General features: G+C 61.6%; 16 protein-coding genes and 2 tRNA genes. 9 read left to right on the top strand and 9 right to left on the bottom strand.

Annotation, left to right across the window (positions count from 1 at the left end; translation table 11 throughout):
* Positions 1 to 202 precede the first annotated feature (202 nt).
* Both lon and NKJ12_RS13315 read left to right on the top strand, forming a co-directional pair.
* A complete protein-coding gene (gene lon, locus NKJ12_RS13320; RefSeq protein ID WP_254817728.1) occupies positions 203 to 2,614 on the top strand; it encodes an endopeptidase La in 2,412 nt (803 codons plus the stop codon).
* Positions 2,615 to 2,810: 196 nt separating this feature from the next.
* The gene (locus tag NKJ12_RS13315) at positions 2,811 to 3,083 is read left to right on the top strand and encodes an HU family DNA-binding protein (RefSeq protein ID WP_006201846.1); all 273 of its coding nucleotides are present in this window, start codon (positions 2,811 to 2,813) and stop codon (positions 3,081 to 3,083) included.
* A 74-nt stretch (positions 3,084 to 3,157) separates the two neighbouring features.
* Here NKJ12_RS13315 and NKJ12_RS13310 read toward each other — a convergent pair whose 3' ends face one another.
* The gene (locus NKJ12_RS13310) at positions 3,158 to 4,180 is read right to left on the bottom strand and encodes an aldo/keto reductase (RefSeq protein WP_352703080.1); all 1,023 of its coding nucleotides are present in this window, start codon (positions 4,178 to 4,180) and stop codon (positions 3,158 to 3,160) included.
* Between the two features lie 184 nt (positions 4,181 to 4,364).
* Between NKJ12_RS13310 and hxlB the strand changes: the two genes are divergently transcribed.
* Both hxlB and NKJ12_RS13300 read left to right on the top strand, forming a co-directional pair.
* Positions 4,365 to 4,931 carry a 6-phospho-3-hexuloisomerase gene (gene hxlB, locus NKJ12_RS13305; protein WP_352703078.1) on the top strand — a complete coding sequence of 189 codons (567 nt, stop codon included), beginning with the start codon at positions 4,365 to 4,367 and terminating at the stop codon, positions 4,929 to 4,931.
* 5 nt (positions 4,932 to 4,936) lie between these two features.
* Positions 4,937 to 5,680, top strand: a complete 744-nt coding sequence (locus tag NKJ12_RS13300) for a creatininase family protein (RefSeq protein ID WP_352703076.1) — start codon at positions 4,937 to 4,939, stop codon at positions 5,678 to 5,680.
* 58 nt (positions 5,681 to 5,738) lie between these two features.
* Here NKJ12_RS13300 and NKJ12_RS13295 read toward each other — a convergent pair whose 3' ends face one another.
* From NKJ12_RS13295 to NKJ12_RS13285, 3 genes are all read right to left on the bottom strand, one after another.
* Entirely contained in the window at positions 5,739 to 6,656 is a 918-nt protein-coding gene (locus NKJ12_RS13295; protein ID WP_352703074.1) for a carbohydrate ABC transporter permease, read from the bottom strand.
* A gap of 13 nt (positions 6,657 to 6,669) precedes the next feature.
* Entirely contained in the window at positions 6,670 to 7,791 is a 1,122-nt protein-coding gene (locus NKJ12_RS13290; RefSeq protein ID WP_352703379.1) for a carbohydrate ABC transporter permease, read from the bottom strand.
* A 128-nt stretch (positions 7,792 to 7,919) separates the two neighbouring features.
* Positions 7,920 to 9,584 carry an ABC transporter substrate-binding protein gene (locus NKJ12_RS13285; protein ID WP_352703072.1) on the bottom strand — a complete coding sequence of 555 codons (1,665 nt, stop codon included), beginning with the start codon at positions 9,582 to 9,584 and terminating at the stop codon, positions 7,920 to 7,922.
* A 294-nt stretch (positions 9,585 to 9,878) separates the two neighbouring features.
* Here NKJ12_RS13285 and NKJ12_RS13280 point away from each other — a divergent pair, with 294 nt between their 5' ends.
* Genes NKJ12_RS13280 through rbsK form a run of 3 tightly spaced genes read left to right on the top strand, consistent with a single transcriptional unit; the run spans position 9,879 to position 12,367 of the window.
* Positions 9,879 to 10,937: an ABC transporter ATP-binding protein gene (locus NKJ12_RS13280; protein WP_352703070.1), complete on the top strand. Its 1,059-nt coding sequence runs from the start codon at positions 9,879 to 9,881 to the stop codon at positions 10,935 to 10,937.
* A 31-nt stretch (positions 10,938 to 10,968) separates the two neighbouring features.
* Positions 10,969 to 11,421, top strand: coding sequence for an RbsD/FucU family protein (locus NKJ12_RS13275; RefSeq protein WP_352477323.1), 453 nt, complete (start codon positions 10,969 to 10,971; stop codon positions 11,419 to 11,421).
* Positions 11,422 to 11,425: 4 nt separating this feature from the next.
* Positions 11,426 to 12,367 (top strand): ribokinase, encoded by a 942-nt coding sequence (gene rbsK / locus NKJ12_RS13270; protein ID WP_352703067.1) that lies wholly within the window; start codon positions 11,426 to 11,428, stop codon positions 12,365 to 12,367.
* Between the two features lie 237 nt (positions 12,368 to 12,604).
* Here rbsK and NKJ12_RS13265 read toward each other — a convergent pair.
* Positions 12,605 to 12,681 (bottom strand) — tRNA-Asp (locus NKJ12_RS13265).
* Between the two features lie 217 nt (positions 12,682 to 12,898).
* Between NKJ12_RS13265 and NKJ12_RS13260 the strand changes: the two genes are divergently transcribed.
* Both NKJ12_RS13260 and NKJ12_RS13255 read left to right on the top strand, forming a co-directional pair.
* Positions 12,899 to 12,974 (top strand) — tRNA-Val (locus NKJ12_RS13260).
* 665 nt (positions 12,975 to 13,639) lie between these two features.
* Entirely contained in the window at positions 13,640 to 14,038 is a 399-nt protein-coding gene (locus tag NKJ12_RS13255) for a hypothetical protein (RefSeq protein ID WP_352649095.1), read from the top strand.
* Positions 14,039 to 14,235: 197 nt separating this feature from the next.
* Here the strand turns inward: NKJ12_RS13255 and NKJ12_RS13250 are convergent, their stop codons facing one another.
* The 4 genes from NKJ12_RS13250 to NKJ12_RS13235 form a co-directional block, all read right to left on the bottom strand.
* Complete coding sequence (locus NKJ12_RS13250) at positions 14,236 to 14,892, bottom strand: GNAT family N-acetyltransferase (RefSeq protein WP_352703065.1); 657 nt, start codon at positions 14,890 to 14,892, stop codon at positions 14,236 to 14,238.
* Complete coding sequence (locus NKJ12_RS13245) at positions 14,889 to 15,659, bottom strand: SDR family oxidoreductase (RefSeq protein ID WP_352703058.1); 771 nt, start codon at positions 15,657 to 15,659, stop codon at positions 14,889 to 14,891. Before NKJ12_RS13245 ends, NKJ12_RS13250 begins: the two co-directional genes overlap by 4 nt.
* Positions 15,656 to 16,651 carry an ABC transporter permease gene (locus tag NKJ12_RS13240; protein WP_254817612.1) on the bottom strand — a complete coding sequence of 332 codons (996 nt, stop codon included), beginning with the start codon at positions 16,649 to 16,651 and terminating at the stop codon, positions 15,656 to 15,658. The genes NKJ12_RS13245 and NKJ12_RS13240 overlap by 4 nt, the downstream gene beginning before the upstream one ends.
* Before the next feature lie 162 nt (positions 16,652 to 16,813).
* Complete coding sequence (locus NKJ12_RS13235) at positions 16,814 to 17,854, bottom strand: sugar ABC transporter substrate-binding protein (RefSeq protein WP_352703056.1); 1,041 nt, start codon at positions 17,852 to 17,854, stop codon at positions 16,814 to 16,816.
* Between the last annotated feature and the right edge of the window lie 21 nt (positions 17,855 to 17,875).

Below are 17,875 nucleotides of genomic sequence, written 5' to 3'. Positions count from 1 at the left end.
TGCTGGGTGCGGATTGGAGGTACGGACCGTGTTGACCCTTGATCTTTACCCTCAGTGCCTCCAACTAGAGGCAGAAGGCCGTGGTGCCGAATTCTGTGCTGTAAAACTCCCGTCACAAACGGTGGTAGGCGGAACGATCCTCGGTCGTTAATGTGAGATTCGCGGTTGGCCGATTGGCGGCCGCGACATGAAAGGTTGGACAATGGCCAAATTATCCAAGGCTCCCAGCGACGGCGTCTTCGCAGTCCTCCCACTGCGCGACATCGTGGTGTTCCCGCACATGATCGTTCCGCTCTTTGTCGGGCGTGAAAAGTCGATCAAGGCGCTGGAAGAAGTGATGGGTCAGGAAAGGCAGATCCTGCTCGCGACCCAGATGAATGCCGCCGACGACGATCCGGAGCCCGATGCCATCTTTGACATCGGCACGCTCGCCAATGTGCTGCAATTGCTGAAACTGCCGGACGGCACCGTGAAGGTGCTGGTCGAAGGTGCCTCGCGCGCGAAAATCGTCGCGTTCACCGACCGTCCCGACTTCCATGAAGCCCGTGCTGCGGCGCTGGTCGAACCGGATGAGGAAGAGGTCGAGGTCGAGGCGCTGGCGCGTTCCGTGGTCACCGACTTCGAGAACTACGTCAAGCTGAACAAGAAGATCTCGCCCGAAGTGGTGGGTGCCGCCAGCCAGATCGACGACTATTCCAAGCTCGCCGACACGGTCGCTTCGCATCTTGCCATCAAGATCCCCGAGAAGCAGGAGATGCTCGCCACGTTGTCCGTCAAGGAACGGCTGGAAAAGGCGATGGGCTTCATGGAAGCCGAAATCTCGGTGCTGCAGGTCGAGAAGCGCATCCGCTCGCGCGTCAAGCGCCAGATGGAGAAGACACAGCGCGAATACTACCTCAACGAGCAGATGAAGGCGATCCAGAAGGAGCTCGGCGAGGGCGAGGACGGCCGCGACGAGGCCGCCGAGATCGAGGCGCGTATCAAGAAGACCAAGCTTTCCAAGGAGGCCCGCGAAAAGGCGGAAGCCGAACTGAAGAAGCTGCGGACGATGTCGCCGATGTCGGCTGAATCGACCGTGGTGCGCAACTATCTCGACTGGCTGCTGTCGATCCCATGGGGCAGGAACTCCAAGGTCAAGCAGGATCTGGCCTTTGCCCAGAACGTGCTCGATACGGATCATTTCGGCCTCGACAAGGTCAAGGACCGCATCGTCGAATACCTCGCCGTGCAGAGCCGCCAGAAGAAGCTGAAGGGGCCGATCCTGTGCCTCGTCGGACCTCCCGGTGTCGGCAAGACCTCGCTCGGCAAGTCGATCGCCAAGGCGACCGGTCGCGAGTTCATCCGCATGGCGCTGGGCGGCGTGCGCGACGAGGCCGAGATCCGCGGTCACCGGCGCACCTACATCGGCTCGATGCCCGGCAAGGTCATCCAGTCGATGAAGAAGGCGAAGAAATCCAACCCGCTCTTCCTGCTCGACGAGATCGACAAGATGGGCCAGGATTTCCGCGGCGATCCGTCATCGGCTTTGCTCGAGGTGCTCGATCCCGAGCAGAACTCGACGTTCATGGACCATTACCTCGAGGTCGAATACGACCTGTCGAGCGTGATGTTCGTGACGACGGCGAACACGCTGAACATCCCTGCGCCCTTGATGGACCGCATGGAGATCATTCGTATCGCCGGTTACACCGAGGACGAGAAGATCGAAATCGCCAAGCGTCACCTGATGCCCAAGGTGATCCGCGACCACGCGTTGCAGCCGAAGGAGTTCTCCGTCGGCGAGGACGCGATCCGCGGCATTATCCAGACCTACACCCGTGAAGCGGGCGTCAGGAGCCTGGAGCGCGAGCTGATGAAGCTCGGGCGCAAGGCGGTGACCGAGATCCTGAAGACGAAGAAGAAGACGATCAACATCACGGCGGACAATCTTGCCGATTACCTTGGTGTTCCGCGCTTCCGCTTCGGCCAGGTCGAGAGCGACGATCAGGTCGGCGTGGTCACGGGGCTCGCCTGGACGGAAGTCGGCGGCGAGCTGTTGACGGTGGAAGGTGTCATGATGCCCGGCAAGGGCCGCATGACCGTGACCGGCAATCTGCGCGATGTGATGAAGGAATCGATCTCGGCGGCGGCCTCTTACGTCCGCTCGCGGGCCATCGATTTCGGCGTCGAGCCGCCGCTGTTCGATAAGCGCGATATCCACGTCCACGTGCCGGAGGGCGCAACCCCGAAGGACGGACCGTCGGCTGGCGTGGCGATGGCGACGGCAATCGTTTCGGTGCTGACCGGTATCCCGGTCAGGGCCGATGTGGCGATGACCGGCGAGATCACGCTGCGCGGAAGGGTGCTGCCGATCGGCGGCCTTAAGGAAAAGCTGCTTGCCGCACTGCGCGGCGGCATCAAGAAGGTGCTGATCCCGGAAGAGAACGCCAAGGATCTGGCGGAGATTCCGGAAAACGTGAAGAGCGGCATGGAAATCATTCCGGTCTCACGCGTCGGTGAAGTGTTGCGCCATGCGCTGGTGCGTATGCCGGAACCGATCCAGTGGGTCGAACCCGTTAATGCGCCGGCCGTGGTCGATGTCGCAGACGAAGCTGGAAAATCGCTGGCGCATTAGCGCTTGCTAAAGTTGCAATGCACAAAGAGAGAGCCGGGCCTTGAGCCCGGCTTTTTCATGTGAAGAACCGCAGATTTCCGGGCTTTTTTCAACTTTCTTGGCGCTTTTCGACTTGGTTGCCGGGGCGCTTCTTTCTAAAGTCCGTTTCCTGCCGGATGAGTCGAGTGTTCCGGTTTTCTCATGGAAGGGAATTTTTATGAACAAGAACGAACTGGTATCCGCTGTCGCCGATGCCGCGAGTATTTCGAAGGGTGACGCGCAGTCGGCGGTTGATGCGGTGTTTTCCGTCATCACCGGCGAACTGAAAAAGGGCGGCGATGTCCGGCTTGTCGGCTTCGGAAATTTCACCGTGTCAAAACGCGCCGCGTCGACCGGCCGCAATCCGCAGACCGGTGCGGAAGTGAAGATCCCGGCGCGCACCGTGCCGAAGTTCTCGGCCGGCAAGGGCCTCAAGGACGCGGTCAACTAAGCGCCTCCTTAAGTCTTTCAGAGAAAAGAAGAACCGGCATATCCGGTTTTTCTTTTCTGTTGGAAAGGGCGGCGCTACGCCGTCGGCGCGTCCGTGCGCATCAAGCCTTCTTTCTTGAGATCGGCCCAAAGCGCCGATGGCAGCTTCGCGTCGAGCAGCGAGCGATTGCTTTCGACTTCGCCAGGCCGCTGGCCGCCGGGGATTACCGAGACGACGGAAGGATGCAGCAGCGGGAACTGCAGCGCGGCCTCGATCAGGCGCGCGCCGTGGCGCTTGCAGACGGCCTCGATACGGGTGACGCGGTCGATGATGTCCTGCGGCGCCTTCGAATAGTTGTAGTAGGCGCCGGGCTTCGGCCCGGTTGCCAGGATGCCGGAATTGTAAGGCCCGCCGAGAACGATGCCGATGCCGCGTTGCTGGCATAGCGGCAGGAAAGACTGCAGCGCCTCCTGCTCCAGCAGCGTGTAGCGCCCGGCAAGCAGGAACAGATCGAAATCGCCGCGCTCGGCCAGCGTCTGGGCAACCTGCCACTCGTTGATGCCGCCGCCGAACGCCTTGATCACGCCCTGGTCGCGCAATGCCAGCAATCCATAGTAGCCGGAACTCATGAATTCCTGGATGCGCTGGTCCGAGGCTTCCTTGCTGCCATGCGTGAAGATGTCGACATCGTGCACGAAGAGGATGTCGATGCGGTCGACACCGAGCCGTTCCAGCGAGGCCTCGAAGGAGCGCATGATACCGTCATAGCTATAGTCGTAGACCTCGCGGCGCGAAGGGGTGTCGAAGAATTTGCCGATGCCGGTGCGCTGATCCGGCGGACAGGCGCGCATGATGCGTCCGACTTTGCTGGACAGCACGTAGTCGTCGCGCTTCTTCGAACGCAGGAACGGATTGAGCCGCGTTTCGGCTAGGCCTAGCCCATAAAGCGGCGCGGTGTCGAAGTAGCGGCAGCCGACCCGCCATGCCGCCTCCAGCGTGGCATTGGCATCCTCGTCTGAGACGGCGCGGTAGAGATTGCCGAGCGGCGCGGTGCCGAAGCCGAGCTCGGTGAAGGTGATGCCGCCATTGCCGATGCGGTCGAAATGCCGTGTCTTCATATACTGTCGTTTCCTCATTTGCGATTTGCCGTGACACTATCACGGCTGTGGCACATCAAAAGCACTGCGTGTCGTTGGACACCGATTTTCGCGGTGATAGCATGAATGAAAACAAGCTGTTCGGGGCAGATGTGACTGACATATTCAAGTGGTTCTCTGGCAACTGCAAGCTGGTGCAAATGTCATGAGGGACGCCGGCGAAAACCTGTTTGGGATTGCGCTGAACGAGCTTGGTACCGTTCTGGAACGTATCGACGAAAGCCGCATCGACGCCGCTTGCGCCATCTTGGCGGGCGCGAGAAAGATCGTCACCTATGGCTGCGGCCGCGAGGCGCTGCAGGTCAAGGGTTTTGCCATGCGGCTCTATCACCTCGGTCTGCCGGTTTCGGTTGTCGGCGATATGACGACGCCGCCGCTGGACGCGGGCGATGTCTTCCTCGCCAGTTCCGGCCCGGGCGAGACCTCGACGGTGCTGACCTTGATGCGGGTCGCGCACGAGGCCGGTGCCGCCGTCCTGCTGCTCACCGCGCAAGCCGACAGCACTGCCGCGAAGCTGGCCGACTTCACACTGCTTATCCCGGCTCAGACCATGGCCGACGACCAAGGCCCGGAAAAGACGTCCGTGCTGCCGATGGGCTCGGTCTTCGAAGGCGCGCTGTTCGTTCTCTTCGAAGTGATGGTGTTGAAGCTCCGGGACCTGACCGGCGTCTCGCCTGAAGCGATGCGCGCCCGCCACACCAATATGGAGTAGTTGTCATGCGGTACGAATTGATGCTGCCGCACCAGATCCGCAAGGCGATCGTCGAGAACCGGCCGGTCGTGTTGCCGCTCGGTGTGCTTGAATATCATGGCGAGCACATGGCCGTCGGCATGGACACGCTGGCGGTGATCAAGAGCCTGGAGCTGTTCGAAAAAGAAGCCGAGATCGTCATTCTGCCGCCCTTCTATTACGGCGCGGCGAGCTATGCGGTTGCAGCACCGGAGGGCAGTGGTTCGGTGCAGGTCGGCGGCAATGTGCTGGCGCCATTTGCGGAAGAATTGTTCTACAGCCTGCTGCGTATCGGCTTCCGCAACATCCACGCCATCATTCACCACCAGACCGAAAATTTTGCTGCCGGCATGCCAACCGATCTCGCCTTCAAGGCCGCCGGCCGGCAGGCGATCTTCCGCTTCCTGGAGAAAGAACGTGGCGAAGGCTGGTGGGGCTCTGCGGCGATGGCCGACTATTACGCCGAGCACGCCGAGGGCAGCAATTTCTTCAACTGGGTGCAGGTGCATCCGCTGATGCCGGCTTCAATGCACACCCAATACCCGTTTGACCATGCCGGCATCGGCGAGACGTCGCTGATGCTGGCCTTGTGCCCGGAAGCGGTCGATGCCGACCGCTCCGCCGACAACACCGGCTGGTACACGGCAAGTGCTTCCGAAGCCTCGGCCGAGTTGGGGCAAAAAGGGATCGCCATGATCCTCGATCATTTGCGGGCAACCCTTTCGGGTTAGCGCGGTTTCCCTCTCCCCTTGTTGTTCCCTTGTTGTGGAAGAAGGAAGGCTGGCGCAGTTATTTCACCGCGCCCGCCGTCATGCCCATGATCAGGTAACGCTCGAGCGCGATGCCGATAACGGCGAGCGGTGTGATGGCCGCGGTGGCGAGCGCTGCCATCGACCACCAGTTGATGCCTTGTGAGCCGGTCTGGCTCGCCACCATGACAGGGATGGTTTTGGCGTCGGTCGAGGTCAGAAGCGCGGCGAAGAAATACTCGTTCCAGCACAGCACCATTGCAAGGATGAAGGCGGCTACCATGCCCGGCAGGGCGATCGGCATGACGATGCGCAAGAAAGCGCCCCAGATCGACAGGCCGTCGACGAGTGCTGCTTCCTCCAGTTCTACGGGAATGGAATTGAACTGGTCGCGCATGATCCAGATGACGATCGGCAGCACCATCAGCGTGTAGAGCAGGATCAGCCCGACGCGTGTGTCGAGCAGCCCGACTTCCCGGTAGAGCACGAGAAAGGGCAAGGCCAGTACCACCGGCGGCAGGATCAGCTGCGACAGGAAGAAGAAGGAAATGTCCTCGTTCCTGAACCAGGCGAACTTGTAACGATAGCGGGTCAGCCCGTAAGCGGCGAGGCTGCCAATGACGATCGCCAGGCTCGAGGCGCCGACCGAAGTGATGACCGAATTCATGAAGCGCTTGATAAATTCGTCGCGAACCGTCGACGTCCGAAATATCGAGTCTGGAGAGAGACCGAGTGACCGCCAGCCTTTCCAGTCGGGCTGGAAGTCGATGAACGGAATCAGATGGCCCTGGGTGACGTCGACCGCGGTCTTGAACGAAGTGGTTATCGTCCAATAGATCGGGAACAGACAGATGAAGGCCCAGAAGATGAGCGCGCCGTAGATGAAGACGCGGTTGGCGACGAAGCTCGCCGGCGAACGAATTTCAGAAGCGGCATAGTCCGTGGTCTGAACGCTCATCTTGCCGGCCCGATCAGTTGACGTTGCGCACGAAGCGGCTGGCGAATTTCAGCAGCCAGGTCACGAACACGACGATGATGATCAAATAGGCCATCGCCAGCATCGTGCCGTAGCCGACATTCGATCGATCGCGATATTCGCGGTAGATGAAGCTCGACACTGAATCGGTCGCGCCGCCCGGGCCGCCGGAGGTGACGGTGATGATGATATCGGCGAGCTTCAGCTTGAAGATGATGCGCAGGATGACTGCCGTCACCGAGACCGGCAGCATTAGCGGGAAGGTGACCTGCCAGAAGGTCTGCCATGGGGTGGCGCCATCGACACGCGCCGCCTCGAGCACTTCGCGCGACATCGCCTGCAGGCCGGCGAGCAGCATGATCATCATGAACGGGATGAAGGTCCAGGCGTCGAGCACCATGATCGAGATGCGGGCGGTGATCGGGTTGGAGAAGAAGGCCGGGTTTTCCCAGCCGAGATGGCGCGCCAGCGTTGCGGCAGGCCCGAAGCGGTATTCCATCAACGACTTTCCGATCATCCACGACACCGCCACCGGCGACAGCATCAACGGCAGCAGGAAGACGACGCGGAAGAATTTTCGCGCCCGGATCTGCGCGTTGAGCAGCAGCGCCAGGCCGAAGGCGATCACATATTCGACCAACACCGCCAGTACGTAGAGCACCATGTTGAACAGCGCGTTGCGATAATAGGCATCGTTCAGCATCTGCCAGAAATTGTCGAGCCCGTTGAACTTCCGGCCGCTGAAAGAACTGAGGTTCCAATCGGTCAGCGCGATGTAGAAGCCGAACAGCGTCGGGAAGATCACCATGGCAATGGTAAACAGCAGCGCCGGCAGCAGGAACAGCGCGCGCTGGCCGTCCTCGCCGCGCGTTAGCACCTGGCCGATGCCGAGTGCGACACCCCACAGCACATAGGCGTAGACCACCGGCCGCCAGCTCTCGAAGCCGATAGCGTCGACATCGCTCTTGTAAAGGATCTGCAGCGCGATCACCGCCAGAAGGCCGAGCGTTGCAGCAGCCATCAGCGCCCAGCCAAGCCGTTTGCGGCTCCGTGGGATCAGGTCGGATGGCACGGCGCCTGCCGGCCATTCACTTGTCGACAAAGTCTGGTCAGCCAGGGTCCGGTCAGCCACGCGTCTTGCCCGTTCACAGGAGGCTCGATGACCGGCCGAGCCGGTCGAGGCCAAGTCGGTCAAGCGGAGGTCCGGCGGCTTTGCGCTGCCGGACCAAGTTTCACGATCTCAGCCTACATGCCGAGCGAGGCCTTGTAGAGCTTGATCTGGTTGTCGCGGCCAATCTGGTCGGTGATCTTCTCCCAAGCGGCTGCGATGGCGTCGGCGCCTTCCTGCGCCTTCATCTTGCCGGCAAAGGTGTTGGCCAAAATGTCCTCGGCGGCGCTGTAGTACTGGAAGATGCCGGGGATACGCGGCTCGATCGCCGCGTTCGGATGGTTGTAGCTGTCGGCTTCCGACTTGAGATATGAGCTTATGAACGCTTCGTCGTAGCCCGCCGCCACCCATTCCGGAATGTTGAAATGCGAGTTGCGGTAGGGCTGGAAACCCGACGGATAGGCCGCGCACCAGAGCGACAGGTCCTTGCCGCCGAGATGAGCGGCGGCGGACCAGGCGGCCTTCTTCTTCTTTTCGTCGCTGTCGACGCGCGCCATGACGTAGACGCCCCAGCCGAGATAGGCGCAGTTCGGCGCATGGTTCGGGCCGCTGGCGAGCTTGTCCCACTGGCCGGTCTTGGAGTTGTAGACATCGTCCGAGCCCGGCAGGATCGAGAAGCCGGTGACGTCCCCTACGACCGACGAGTCGTTGGTTTTGACGTTCGAGCCAGCGTCTCCCCACCAAACCAGCATCGACCCGGTGCCGCCGAGGAATTGAGAGAAACAGGTCTGGTTCGGGTCGGCATTGATCTGATCTTGCGGTTCGGAAGGCAATGCATCGATCACGTCCTGGATCGCGCGGACCCAGGCCGGGTTGTTGACGCGCGGTTTCATGGTGTCCGGATCGAATAGCCAAGCTTTGTCGTCGGGATGTTTGGCGTAAGCGCTGGCGCGGCTGCCGAGGAAGTAGAAGCCGAAACCGCCCCAGGGCTTGGGCGCATCGAGATAGCCATAGACGTCCTGGCCGTTCACCTGCTTGCCCTTGAGGAACTTGGTCACCGCCTGCACTTGCTGCCAGGTCTTCGGCACGCCCCATTCGCCTTCACCGCCCCCATCCTTCCACGCCTTGGCGAGATCGGCATCGGCGAACACATCGGTGCGGTAGTTGAAGTTATGCGCGTCGCCGTCGACGGTCACACGATACTGCTTGCCGTTCCATGTGCCGACGGGAGGTTTCAGATAGGCCACCAGGTCGTCCATGTCGATCTGCGTCCTGACCCAGTCGGGCATCTCCGAAGTCAGGCCCTTGCCGCAGACGTCGCCTTCGAACGGTGCGCCCATTTCGACAATGTCGAAGTCGATAGTGTTGGTAGCGATCGCCTGCTGCAGACGCGGATTGTAGTCAGCCTGCGCCAGGTCGATCCAGTTGATCTTGGCGCCGGTATAGGTCTCCCACGGCTTCAGGAAGCCGCGAAACAGCACATTGTGCAGGTTCTGGTTGTTAAGGCCCATGAAGGTGAGTTCAACGCCGGCGAATTCGCCTTCCTTGACATTGGACTTGGTGGCTCCCAGGCAAAGCTCGCCGACCTGCTGGAAATCGGCATCGGTCGGCTGACCCTTGCCGACGCCCGGAATCTGCAGGATCTGCGCACGCAGGTCATCGGCGGCCGCGGCCGGGCGCGTCAGGGCGCCAAGCCCGGCGCCAGACGCCGCGGCGAGGGCGGCCATGCTGGCCGCTCCCTTCAGCACGTCGCGGCGGGTGGCCCCGGCGCGGACAAGTTGGTTATAAAGGCTGACTTTCATCTCGTTCCTCCCAGAAGGTCAATCGTGAATTTGGTTCAGATGATGGAGCGCCGATTATGTTCCCCAACGATAGCGACTCCCGTAAATAGCGGCCCGAATTCTCCCTCCCGCGACGCTTGGCATTCAGTACCGGACAAGCGTACCGGTGCGCCCGGAACAGGGTCATAAGCCGGACACTGTCACTATTCGCACAACGAAGTGCGGTGTCAACGTGAATGGGTTTTTTATCTATAAGAGACCGACTTGCCCTCGCCGTTTGCGTTGTTTAGCTTCACGGCAACCAAAGGGGGAATGATGGCTCAAGTCGCGATCCGCAATGTGGCCAAGGCGTTCGGAACCGTCAAGGTTCTGCACGATGTCAGCGTCGACATCGCCGACGGGCAGTTCGTGGTGCTGGTCGGGCCTTCCGGCTGCGGCAAATCCACGTTGCTGAGGATGGTAGCGGGGCTGGAAACAGTCTCCGGCGGCACCATCGCCATCGGCGAGCGCGTCGTCAACCATTTGCCACCGGCCAAGCGCGACATTGCCATGGTGTTCCAGAACTACGCGCTCTATCCGCACAAGACGGTCGAGCAGAATATGGCCTTTGCTCTCAAGCTGCGCAAAACCGACCCGGCGGTGGTCACTGAGCGGGTCAAGCGGGCCGCCGACATCCTCGACCTCAATCCCTACCTCAAGCGCTATCCGCGCCAGCTCTCGGGCGGCCAGCGCCAGCGCGTCGCCATGGGCCGCGCCATCGTGCGCAACCCGCAGGTGTTCCTGTTCGACGAGCCGCTCTCCAATCTCGATGCCAAGCTGCGTGTCCAGATGCGCACCGAGATCAAGGAGCTGCACCAACGACTGAAGACCACCACCATCTACGTCACCCACGACCAGATCGAGGCCATGACCATGGCCGACAAGATCGTGGTGATGCGCGACGGTCGCATCGAGCAGGTCGGCGCGCCGCTGGAATTGTTCGACCGGCCCGCCAACCTGTTTGTCGCCGGCTTCATCGGCTCGCCCTCGATGAACCTGCTCAAGGGCGTCGTGCGCAAGGGCGACAGGCCCGTCGTCGAGATCGCCGGGACGCCGTTCCCGATTGCTGCCAAGAGCGCCGTGGAAGATGGCCGCAATGTCGTCTACGGCGTGCGGCCCGAGCATCTCGAAATCCATCCAGATGGTGTTCCGGCGAAGATTTCGGTGGTCGAGCCGACCGGTTCCGAGACTTTGGTGTTCCTGCGCTTCGGCGAAGGCGAGATGGTGGCGCTGTTCCGTGAGCGCCACGACTTCAAGCCGGGCGACACACTGCACCTGAAACCGCGGCTCGACCAGGTGCATCTCTTCGACGCAGAGACCGGAAGGCGTCTCTGATTTCGCCCCAGCAAACTTCGCGAGGAATACCATGCTCAAAGGAATCAATCCCCTGCTCAATGCCGATGTGCTGCAGGCGCTGCGGGCGATGGGCCACGGCGACGATCTGATTATCGCCGACACCAATTTCCCGTCCGATTCGGTGGCGCGCCAGACCGTGCTTGGCCGGTTGCTGCGCATCGATGCGCCGGCGGCCGACGTGGTCAAGGCGGTGCTTTCGCTCTATCCGCTGGACACCTTCGTCGACGACGCGGCCGCGCGCATGGAGATCGTCGGCAAGCCGGACGACATTCCCGCCGTGCAGCAGGAAGTGCAAAAAGAGATCGATGCCGCCGAGGGCAAGGCCTGGCCGATGATCTCGGTCGAGCGCTACGCCTTCTACGAACGCGCCAAGAAGGCCTATTGCGTCATCCAGACCGGCGAGCGCCGCTTCTATGGCTGTTTTGCCTTCCGAAAGGGCGTCGTGCCACCGGATGCGGAGTAGGGGCATGCCGGCGAAACCGATCGTCATGAAGCCGGTTGTCATATTGGGCGTCTTCGTCGCCGATACGGCCTACCGCGCCGCCCGCCAGCCGCGGATGGGCGAGACGATCCTGGGCACGTCCTTCACGCTCGGCCCCGGCGGCAAGGGCTCGAACCAGGCGGTGGCAGCCGGCCGGCTCGGCGCCGATGTCACCTTCCTTACCCGCCTGGGCGTCGATCCCTTTGCCGATATGGCGAGACAGACCTGGTCGCAGGCCGGCGTGAAGAGCGCCGTCATCGACACGCCGGAAAGCTACACCGGTGCCGCCTATATCTTCATCGAGGAGACGAGCGGCAACAACGCGATCATCGTCAGCCCCGGTGCGGCGATGCAGATCTCGCCCGCCGATATCGAGGCAAATGCCGGCCTGATCCGCGCGGCCGGCGTCTTCGTCACCCAGCTTGAGCAGCCGATCGAGGCGGCGATGCGGGCGCTTGAGATCGCGCGCGGGGCAGGGGTGACTACCATTCTCAACCCGGCGCCGGCGGCCAAGCTCCCGGACCGTATCTACACGCTTTGCGACTATGTCACGCCGAACGAGACTGAGGCCGAGGAACTGACCGGCATCAAGGTATCCTCCATCGACGATGCCCGCCGTGCCGCCGACAGCCTGCTCGAGAAGGGCGTGGGCGCTGTCATCGTGACGCTCGGCGAAAAGGGCGCGCTGCTGCACACGGCCGACCGTTCCGAGCATGTCGCAGCGGTCGCCGCCGGCCCGGTCATCGAGACCACCGGCGCGGGCGACGCCTTCAATGGCGGCCTGGCCGCAGCGCTGTCGAGCGGGATCGAACCCCTGCAAGCGGTGCGCTTCGCCTGCGCCGTCGCCGGCATCTCGGTCACGCGCCCGGGCACCGCGCCGTCCATGCCGACGCTGCAGGAAGTCGAGGCGCTGCTCGCCAAGGGGTGAAGCCCGGCGCTGCGGGATGAGACTGTGAGCAGGAGCGAATGGGTTAGACCCGGCTCTTGTCCGAGAAGCTATTGTCTTCTGGCTTGACCACAAACAGGCGGGCAGGTCGATGGATGAGGATCAATGCCAGAATTCGAAAGGAATGGACCTGGACTGGGTCACGAAAGAACATGATTTTTTGACAAATCAACGTCGACATTTCTCCGACATCAAGGGCACGTGACCCCAAGGGAGAAATGGCGCGAGTGACGGGGCTCGAACCCGCGACCTCCGGCGTGACAGGCCGGCACTCTAACCAACTGAGCTACACCCGCGCATGGACGAGCACGTGTCAGCCGTGTTCGTCGTTGGGGCGGTGGATAAGGGGTAAGCCACCGGGTGTCAAGCGGACCCGGACAGCATAACAGCAAACAGGAGAAGGTTTTTTGACAAGCCGAACTTTGTTGCCGAAACCGGCTCCCGGCCAAGCCACTGGCCGTTCATTTGGCCTTGCGAAGCCGGTCCTAACTGCTTAAAGGTCCGGCCCGGAGCGGGCGATTAGCTCAGTTGGTAGAGCGCTTCGTTTACACCGAAGATGTCGGCGGTTCGAGCCCGTCATCGCCCACCACTTTCCATCGACGTGTTCATTCAGGCATTGTCTTTTTGCAATGTCCGGTTCACACGCCTGCACCGTCGGAGAATCGTCCAACTGGCGGTTGGTAGACGCAACTATCTGGCATCTTATCATTTCTCCTTGATCGCCCCGCCGCATCGGAAAGAGGCGGCGGGCTTGTTCGTTGCCAGGCACTGGTCTTCGCGATAATGTCGGCATGGTTTGGAGGTCGGAGCGTGAAAGAATTCCCTCGGAAGCCCGACCGTAACCAAGTGGCACGTGCTCGTCAGGCCACTGAACACGGAACCGCGCTGATTGAAGAGCTTCGCTACACGATCGCCCTATCGCGTCGGCTGATCGAGGCGTCACATTCACTGGTGAAGAGGTCGCAGAGCCAGGGCGGGCCTCTCGAGAGTGATGGTATCGAGATTGGCTAACAGGCACGTGGTCTGTCGACGCTAAGGTCCCCCGTAGTGCACATGGACCCTTCGATACCGAGTTGTCCCGGCAAACAAACCAGCGATCGACGCAACTAGTGGTTTCGTGGTTGCGGCGGTATCTCCGCTCCCAACCGCTTCACAGTCCGGGGTGGGCGCATAAACAGTAGGACTTTGGTCTGATCGAACTGCCTTTCCCGTGGGACCTAAGTCTGATCTGCTGGCTACCTGGGTGGCAAACGATTGCCGAAAGATAAAACCTACAGTAATTTAAGGGAGCACAAAAGAAAGCTAAAATCTTACTTGCATATGAGCATGGGCGGGCGCGAAAATATTCCTGGATGGCTTGCGAGTCATCTTGCGGATGATGCGGTGATCGCAGGAGATCTCGCCGATAAGATATCTAAGGAGGCTGAAGGAAACCGGCTTCCGGGCGAACGGGTTGTGGAGACAACCCGTAGCGCAGAAGACACCTTCAAGAAGGAAAAAGGCGAACCGTATCGCCGCGCCACGATTGCGGGAATCTTGGCCAGCGGCTCATTCCTCGCGCTGTTGGTGTTAGCGATCTATCTGCTTTATGTGTTCTCGATCGTGGCCGGGGAAACGGTCGCGAATGTTCCCCTGCCGCCCACAGTGAACTAGCCGCTCCGCCACACTCGAATTAGCCCCGCACTGTGTTGATGCTGGTGACTTTCGTGTCTGCGGTGGACCACGCGAGGAAGGTTTCGTTCCCGCGGCAAAGGTGTTCACACGGGGCAACTGGCTGCTGCAGAACGGCAGCATTGTACTTCCATCGGCCTCCCGGTTCTTTGCAACTTAGGCGATTGGCTTGTCGCAGATCAGCCTGCAATCGCCGGAGCGTGAGCGATCAGTTTCGCCACATAAACACAACGCTTCGATGAATCAGCGTCCTGCACCACCTCAAATCCAATCGCCTTATAGAACTTCAGCGCACCATCGTTCTCCGGCATGACTTCGAGGTGAATGCCGGTCGAGCCGCTCGCGGCAAGGCGCTGCTCGAGGAAGGCCATCGCGCGCCTGCCGATGCCTTTCCCGCGCGCTTGCGGCAACAGGTCGATATGGCCGTGCGACGGATAGGCGGTCAGCGCAGGCGGGACAGCGAAATCGGGATGATGGACCCGGTGCCGGGCCCAGTCGCTGCCACGCCAGCGTGAGCTGTCGGGTCCCGGGTCTGCCACGCGCCGCTGTAGGTCCGGGTACCAGTCTGATGCCAGGCTGGCATTGAAAGCGGCTGTTTCGGCTGCGCCAAGCAGATAGCCGGCCGCGCCTGTCGGGCTATCGATAATAAAGGCCAGATCGGGTTCGAGGGCCTGGTAGGGAATGGTGTAGAGCAGGCCGAGCAGGTCCGGGTCGTCCTGTCGGCCGCTGGCGTCCTTGCCGGCATCGCCGGTCTTGAGACAGATCATCGCAAGTGCCGGATGATCGGCGGCGGTCGCCCGGCGCAGGAAGAAACCGCCGCCGAAATCGAGGATCATGGCGGTAGCAGCCGGAAATCCTTGCCCTCGGGCAAAAGCTGCCCGCCGTCGACGATGATGGTCGTGCCGGTGATGTAGCCGGCGTCATCCGAGGCCAGGAACAGGAAGGCATTGGCCACATCGCGTGGGCTGCCGAGACGGCCGAGCGGGATGGCGTCTTCCATGTTCTTGATGAAGGCCGCACCGCGATGCTGCTCTATGCCTTCGGTGAGGATGTTGCCGGGCTCGACGCCGTTCACGGTGATGCCGTACCCCGAGAATTCGAGAGCCGCCGAACGGATGAGGCCGTTGATACCGGCCTTGGTCGCCGAATAGTGGCCATGACCGGGGCTGGTGACGTGCGGGCCGGTGATGGAGGAGGTGAACAGCATGCGGCCAAAATGCTGTGCCTTCATCGGCACCAGCACCGCGCGTGCGGCGATGAAGCTGCCACGCAAGTTCACCGCCATGACCCGGTCCCAATCGTCGGGACTCGTGTTTTCCAGCAATTGCCAAGGATAGATTCCGGCATTCTGCACCATGATGTCGAGCCGGCCGTGACGGTCGAGCGCCAGTGCAACAGCAGCCTCGGCATCGGCCATCTGCGAGATGTCGGTGCGAATGAAGGCGGCGCCAAGCTCGTCCGCAGTCGCTTGCCCGGCCTCAACCTCGGTATCGGCCAGGACCAGCTTCGCGCCCTCCTCGGCAAAGCGCTGTGCGATCGCCTTGCCGATCCCGCGTGCGCTTCCGACGACCAGCGCGACCTTGTCTTCCAGACGGCCGGTCATGCCAGCCTCTGGCGAATGGTCTGCTTGAATGCGTCGAGCAGCACGGCGGCGAGCACCAGCAGGCCGTGGATCACCTGGGTGAAGTTGGCGGGCAGGCCCATCAAATTTATCGCCGTGTTGATGGCCGAGAGCAGCAGCACGCCGGCATAGACGCCGGGCAAGGTGCCGACGCCGCCCTTCAGGCTAACGCCGCCGATGACGACCGCGGCGAAGGCATTGAACAACAGGCCGACGCCGAGATTGGCGGTTGCGCCGGAGGTGCGGATTGCCAGCAGCCAGCCAGCAAGACCGGCAATGGCGCCGGCGAGAACGAAGGCTATGACCAGGTTGCGGTTGACGCGGATGCCGGCGCGAAAGGTCGCAGTCTCGTTGCCGCCGATCATGACCAGGTGCCGGCCGAAGGGCGTCTTGGCCATGATCAGCGAGAAGACGATGAAACAGGCGATGGCGATCCAGGCGGTCAGCGGCAGGCCGCCCAGGCGCTGGATGGCGAACCAGCGGATTGCCGGCGCAAGGTCCTGTGCCGACCGGCCGCCGGAAATGACCAGCACCAGGCCGCGCACCCAGATGTAGGAGGCCAGCGTGATGATGAAGGCACTCATCTTCACCTTCACCACCAGGTAGCCGTTGATGACGCCGATGAGGCCGCCGACGGCAAGGGCGATGAGCAGCGAAACCGGAACCATCAGCCATTGCGGCTGCAACTGGATGCCAAGGCCGATGCCCGACGAGCAGAACAGAATGCCGACCGCCATGGCGCTGAGCGCCGCCACCGACTCGACAGACAGGTCCATATGGCCGGCGATGATGACCAGCGCCAAGCCGATCGACATGACGCCGAGCACGCTCGACGCCTCGATGATGTTCGCGAAAATGCCGAGCTGAAAATAGTTCGGGATAAGGATGGAAAAGACCACCAGCACGAAGACCAGCATGAACCAGACGAGATTGTCGAGGATGAACTCGAGGGTTTGGCGCGTGCGGGGGTTCATCTCAGGATCCGGTTGGCGCCGACCCCGAAAAACCACCCGGTTTTCGGACTATCAGGCGCGGTTGAAAATTGCTGCAGCATTCCCTTGCGCGTCCGTTCGAACGCACCGGAGCTGCAGGGCAGGGCTCCGGGCCGGCATGGCCCGGAGCTTCTGGCGAGTTTGCTATTCGACCGGCTTTATGGTTTCGGTCGGCGGCTTCATGTTGCCCCAGAAGGCCGGGTTATCGACATTTTCCTTGGTGATCGCAGCGCCGGGGATTTTGATGTTCGGCCCCCACGCTTCCTTGGTCAGGGTCGATTTCAGGCCAAGCACGTCATATTCGCCTGGCTTGATCTCCTGCTTGTTGACCACCTTGTCCATGAACATCGCGACCGCCGCAGCCTGGGCGTAGAGCGGCTGCTCGACTTCGACGTTGAGCCAGCCCTTGCGGATCAGGTCGAGGCCGACCGGAGCGCCGTTCGAGCTCATCAGCATGACGTCGCCCGGTTTCTTGCCGGCGGCCTCGAGCGAGGCGACGGCGGCGACCGAAAGATGCGCGGCGTGGCTGAAGATCAGGTCGATGTCGGGGTTGGCGAGTATCTGGTCGGCAACGATGGTGCCCGCGTTACTGGCCTCCCATTGCATGGCCGGCAGCGAGATGATCTTGACGTCCGGGAACGCCTTCATCTTCTCCTCGAAACCCTTCTGGATGTCGAGCGTGTAAGGGTCGCCCGGATCGCCGAGCACCTGCAGGATCTTGCCCTTCACCGAGCCGTTCTTCGCGGTCAGCAGCTTTTGCGCCTGATCGGCGGCGACGTAGCCGATCTCGACGGTTCCGGCCACCGAGGTGAAGTCGGACGGAGTCGAGGTTATCTGGCGGTCGAACTCGACGACCGGGATGCCGGCGGCACGGGCCGCCTCGACCGACGGCTTCAGCGCATTGAAATCGACGGCGGCAAGGATGATCGCCGCCGGCTTCAGCGCGATGACGTCGTTCATCTGCGATTGCTGCGCGTCGGTCTTGTTGTCGGCGTTCAGCGTCTTCATCTCGTAACCGACCTGCTTCAGGAACAGTTCCAGCGCGCTCACCGAGCCGGTCTGGAACTCATCGAGCAATGTCGGCACCATGTAGTAGACGGTGCCCTTCGACTGAGCGAATGCCGGCGTGAGCGTGGCAAAGGCCAGTGCCAGGATACCGAAGACGGAAAGAAGTATTTTCTTCATGTCGTTCGCTCCTCTTGCGCC

Source organism: Mesorhizobium sp. M0195, assembly GCF_040322115.1.
In the GTDB taxonomy this organism is placed as follows: Bacteria; Pseudomonadota; Alphaproteobacteria; order Rhizobiales; family Rhizobiaceae; genus Mesorhizobium.
Note: the sequence above shows the minus strand (reverse complement) of the source record. Positions and strands in the feature narration are given on the sequence as shown.

Coding starts and splice junctions, on each gene's coding strand:
- NKJ12_RS13295 (WP_352703074.1), bottom strand. CDS start 6,656: ATGAGCGTTCAGACCACGGACTATGCCGCTTCTGAAATTCGTTCGCCG.
- NKJ12_RS13245 (WP_352703058.1), bottom strand. CDS start 15,659: ATGACCGGCCGTCTGGAAGACAAGGTCGCGCTGGTCGTCGGAAGCGCA.
- NKJ12_RS13250 (WP_352703065.1), bottom strand. CDS start 14,892: ATGATCCTCGATTTCGGCGGCGGTTTCTTCCTGCGCCGGGCGACCGCC.
- rbsK (WP_352703067.1), top strand. CDS start 11,426: ATGCCGGCGAAACCGATCGTCATGAAGCCGGTTGTCATATTGGGCGTC.
- NKJ12_RS13280 (WP_352703070.1), top strand. CDS start 9,879: ATGGCTCAAGTCGCGATCCGCAATGTGGCCAAGGCGTTCGGAACCGTC.
- NKJ12_RS13285 (WP_352703072.1), bottom strand. CDS start 9,584: ATGAAAGTCAGCCTTTATAACCAACTTGTCCGCGCCGGGGCCACCCGC.
- NKJ12_RS13300 (WP_352703076.1), top strand. CDS start 4,937: ATGCGGTACGAATTGATGCTGCCGCACCAGATCCGCAAGGCGATCGTC.
- lon (WP_254817728.1), top strand. CDS start 203: ATGGCCAAATTATCCAAGGCTCCCAGCGACGGCGTCTTCGCAGTCCTC.
- NKJ12_RS13235 (WP_352703056.1), bottom strand. CDS start 17,854: ATGAAGAAAATACTTCTTTCCGTCTTCGGTATCCTGGCACTGGCCTTT.
- hxlB (WP_352703078.1), top strand. CDS start 4,365: ATGAGGGACGCCGGCGAAAACCTGTTTGGGATTGCGCTGAACGAGCTT.
- NKJ12_RS13240 (WP_254817612.1), bottom strand. CDS start 16,651: ATGAACCCCCGCACGCGCCAAACCCTCGAGTTCATCCTCGACAATCTC.
- NKJ12_RS13275 (WP_352477323.1), top strand. CDS start 10,969: ATGCTCAAAGGAATCAATCCCCTGCTCAATGCCGATGTGCTGCAGGCG.
- NKJ12_RS13310 (WP_352703080.1), bottom strand. CDS start 4,180: ATGAAGACACGGCATTTCGACCGCATCGGCAATGGCGGCATCACCTTC.
- NKJ12_RS13315 (WP_006201846.1), top strand. CDS start 2,811: ATGAACAAGAACGAACTGGTATCCGCTGTCGCCGATGCCGCGAGTATT.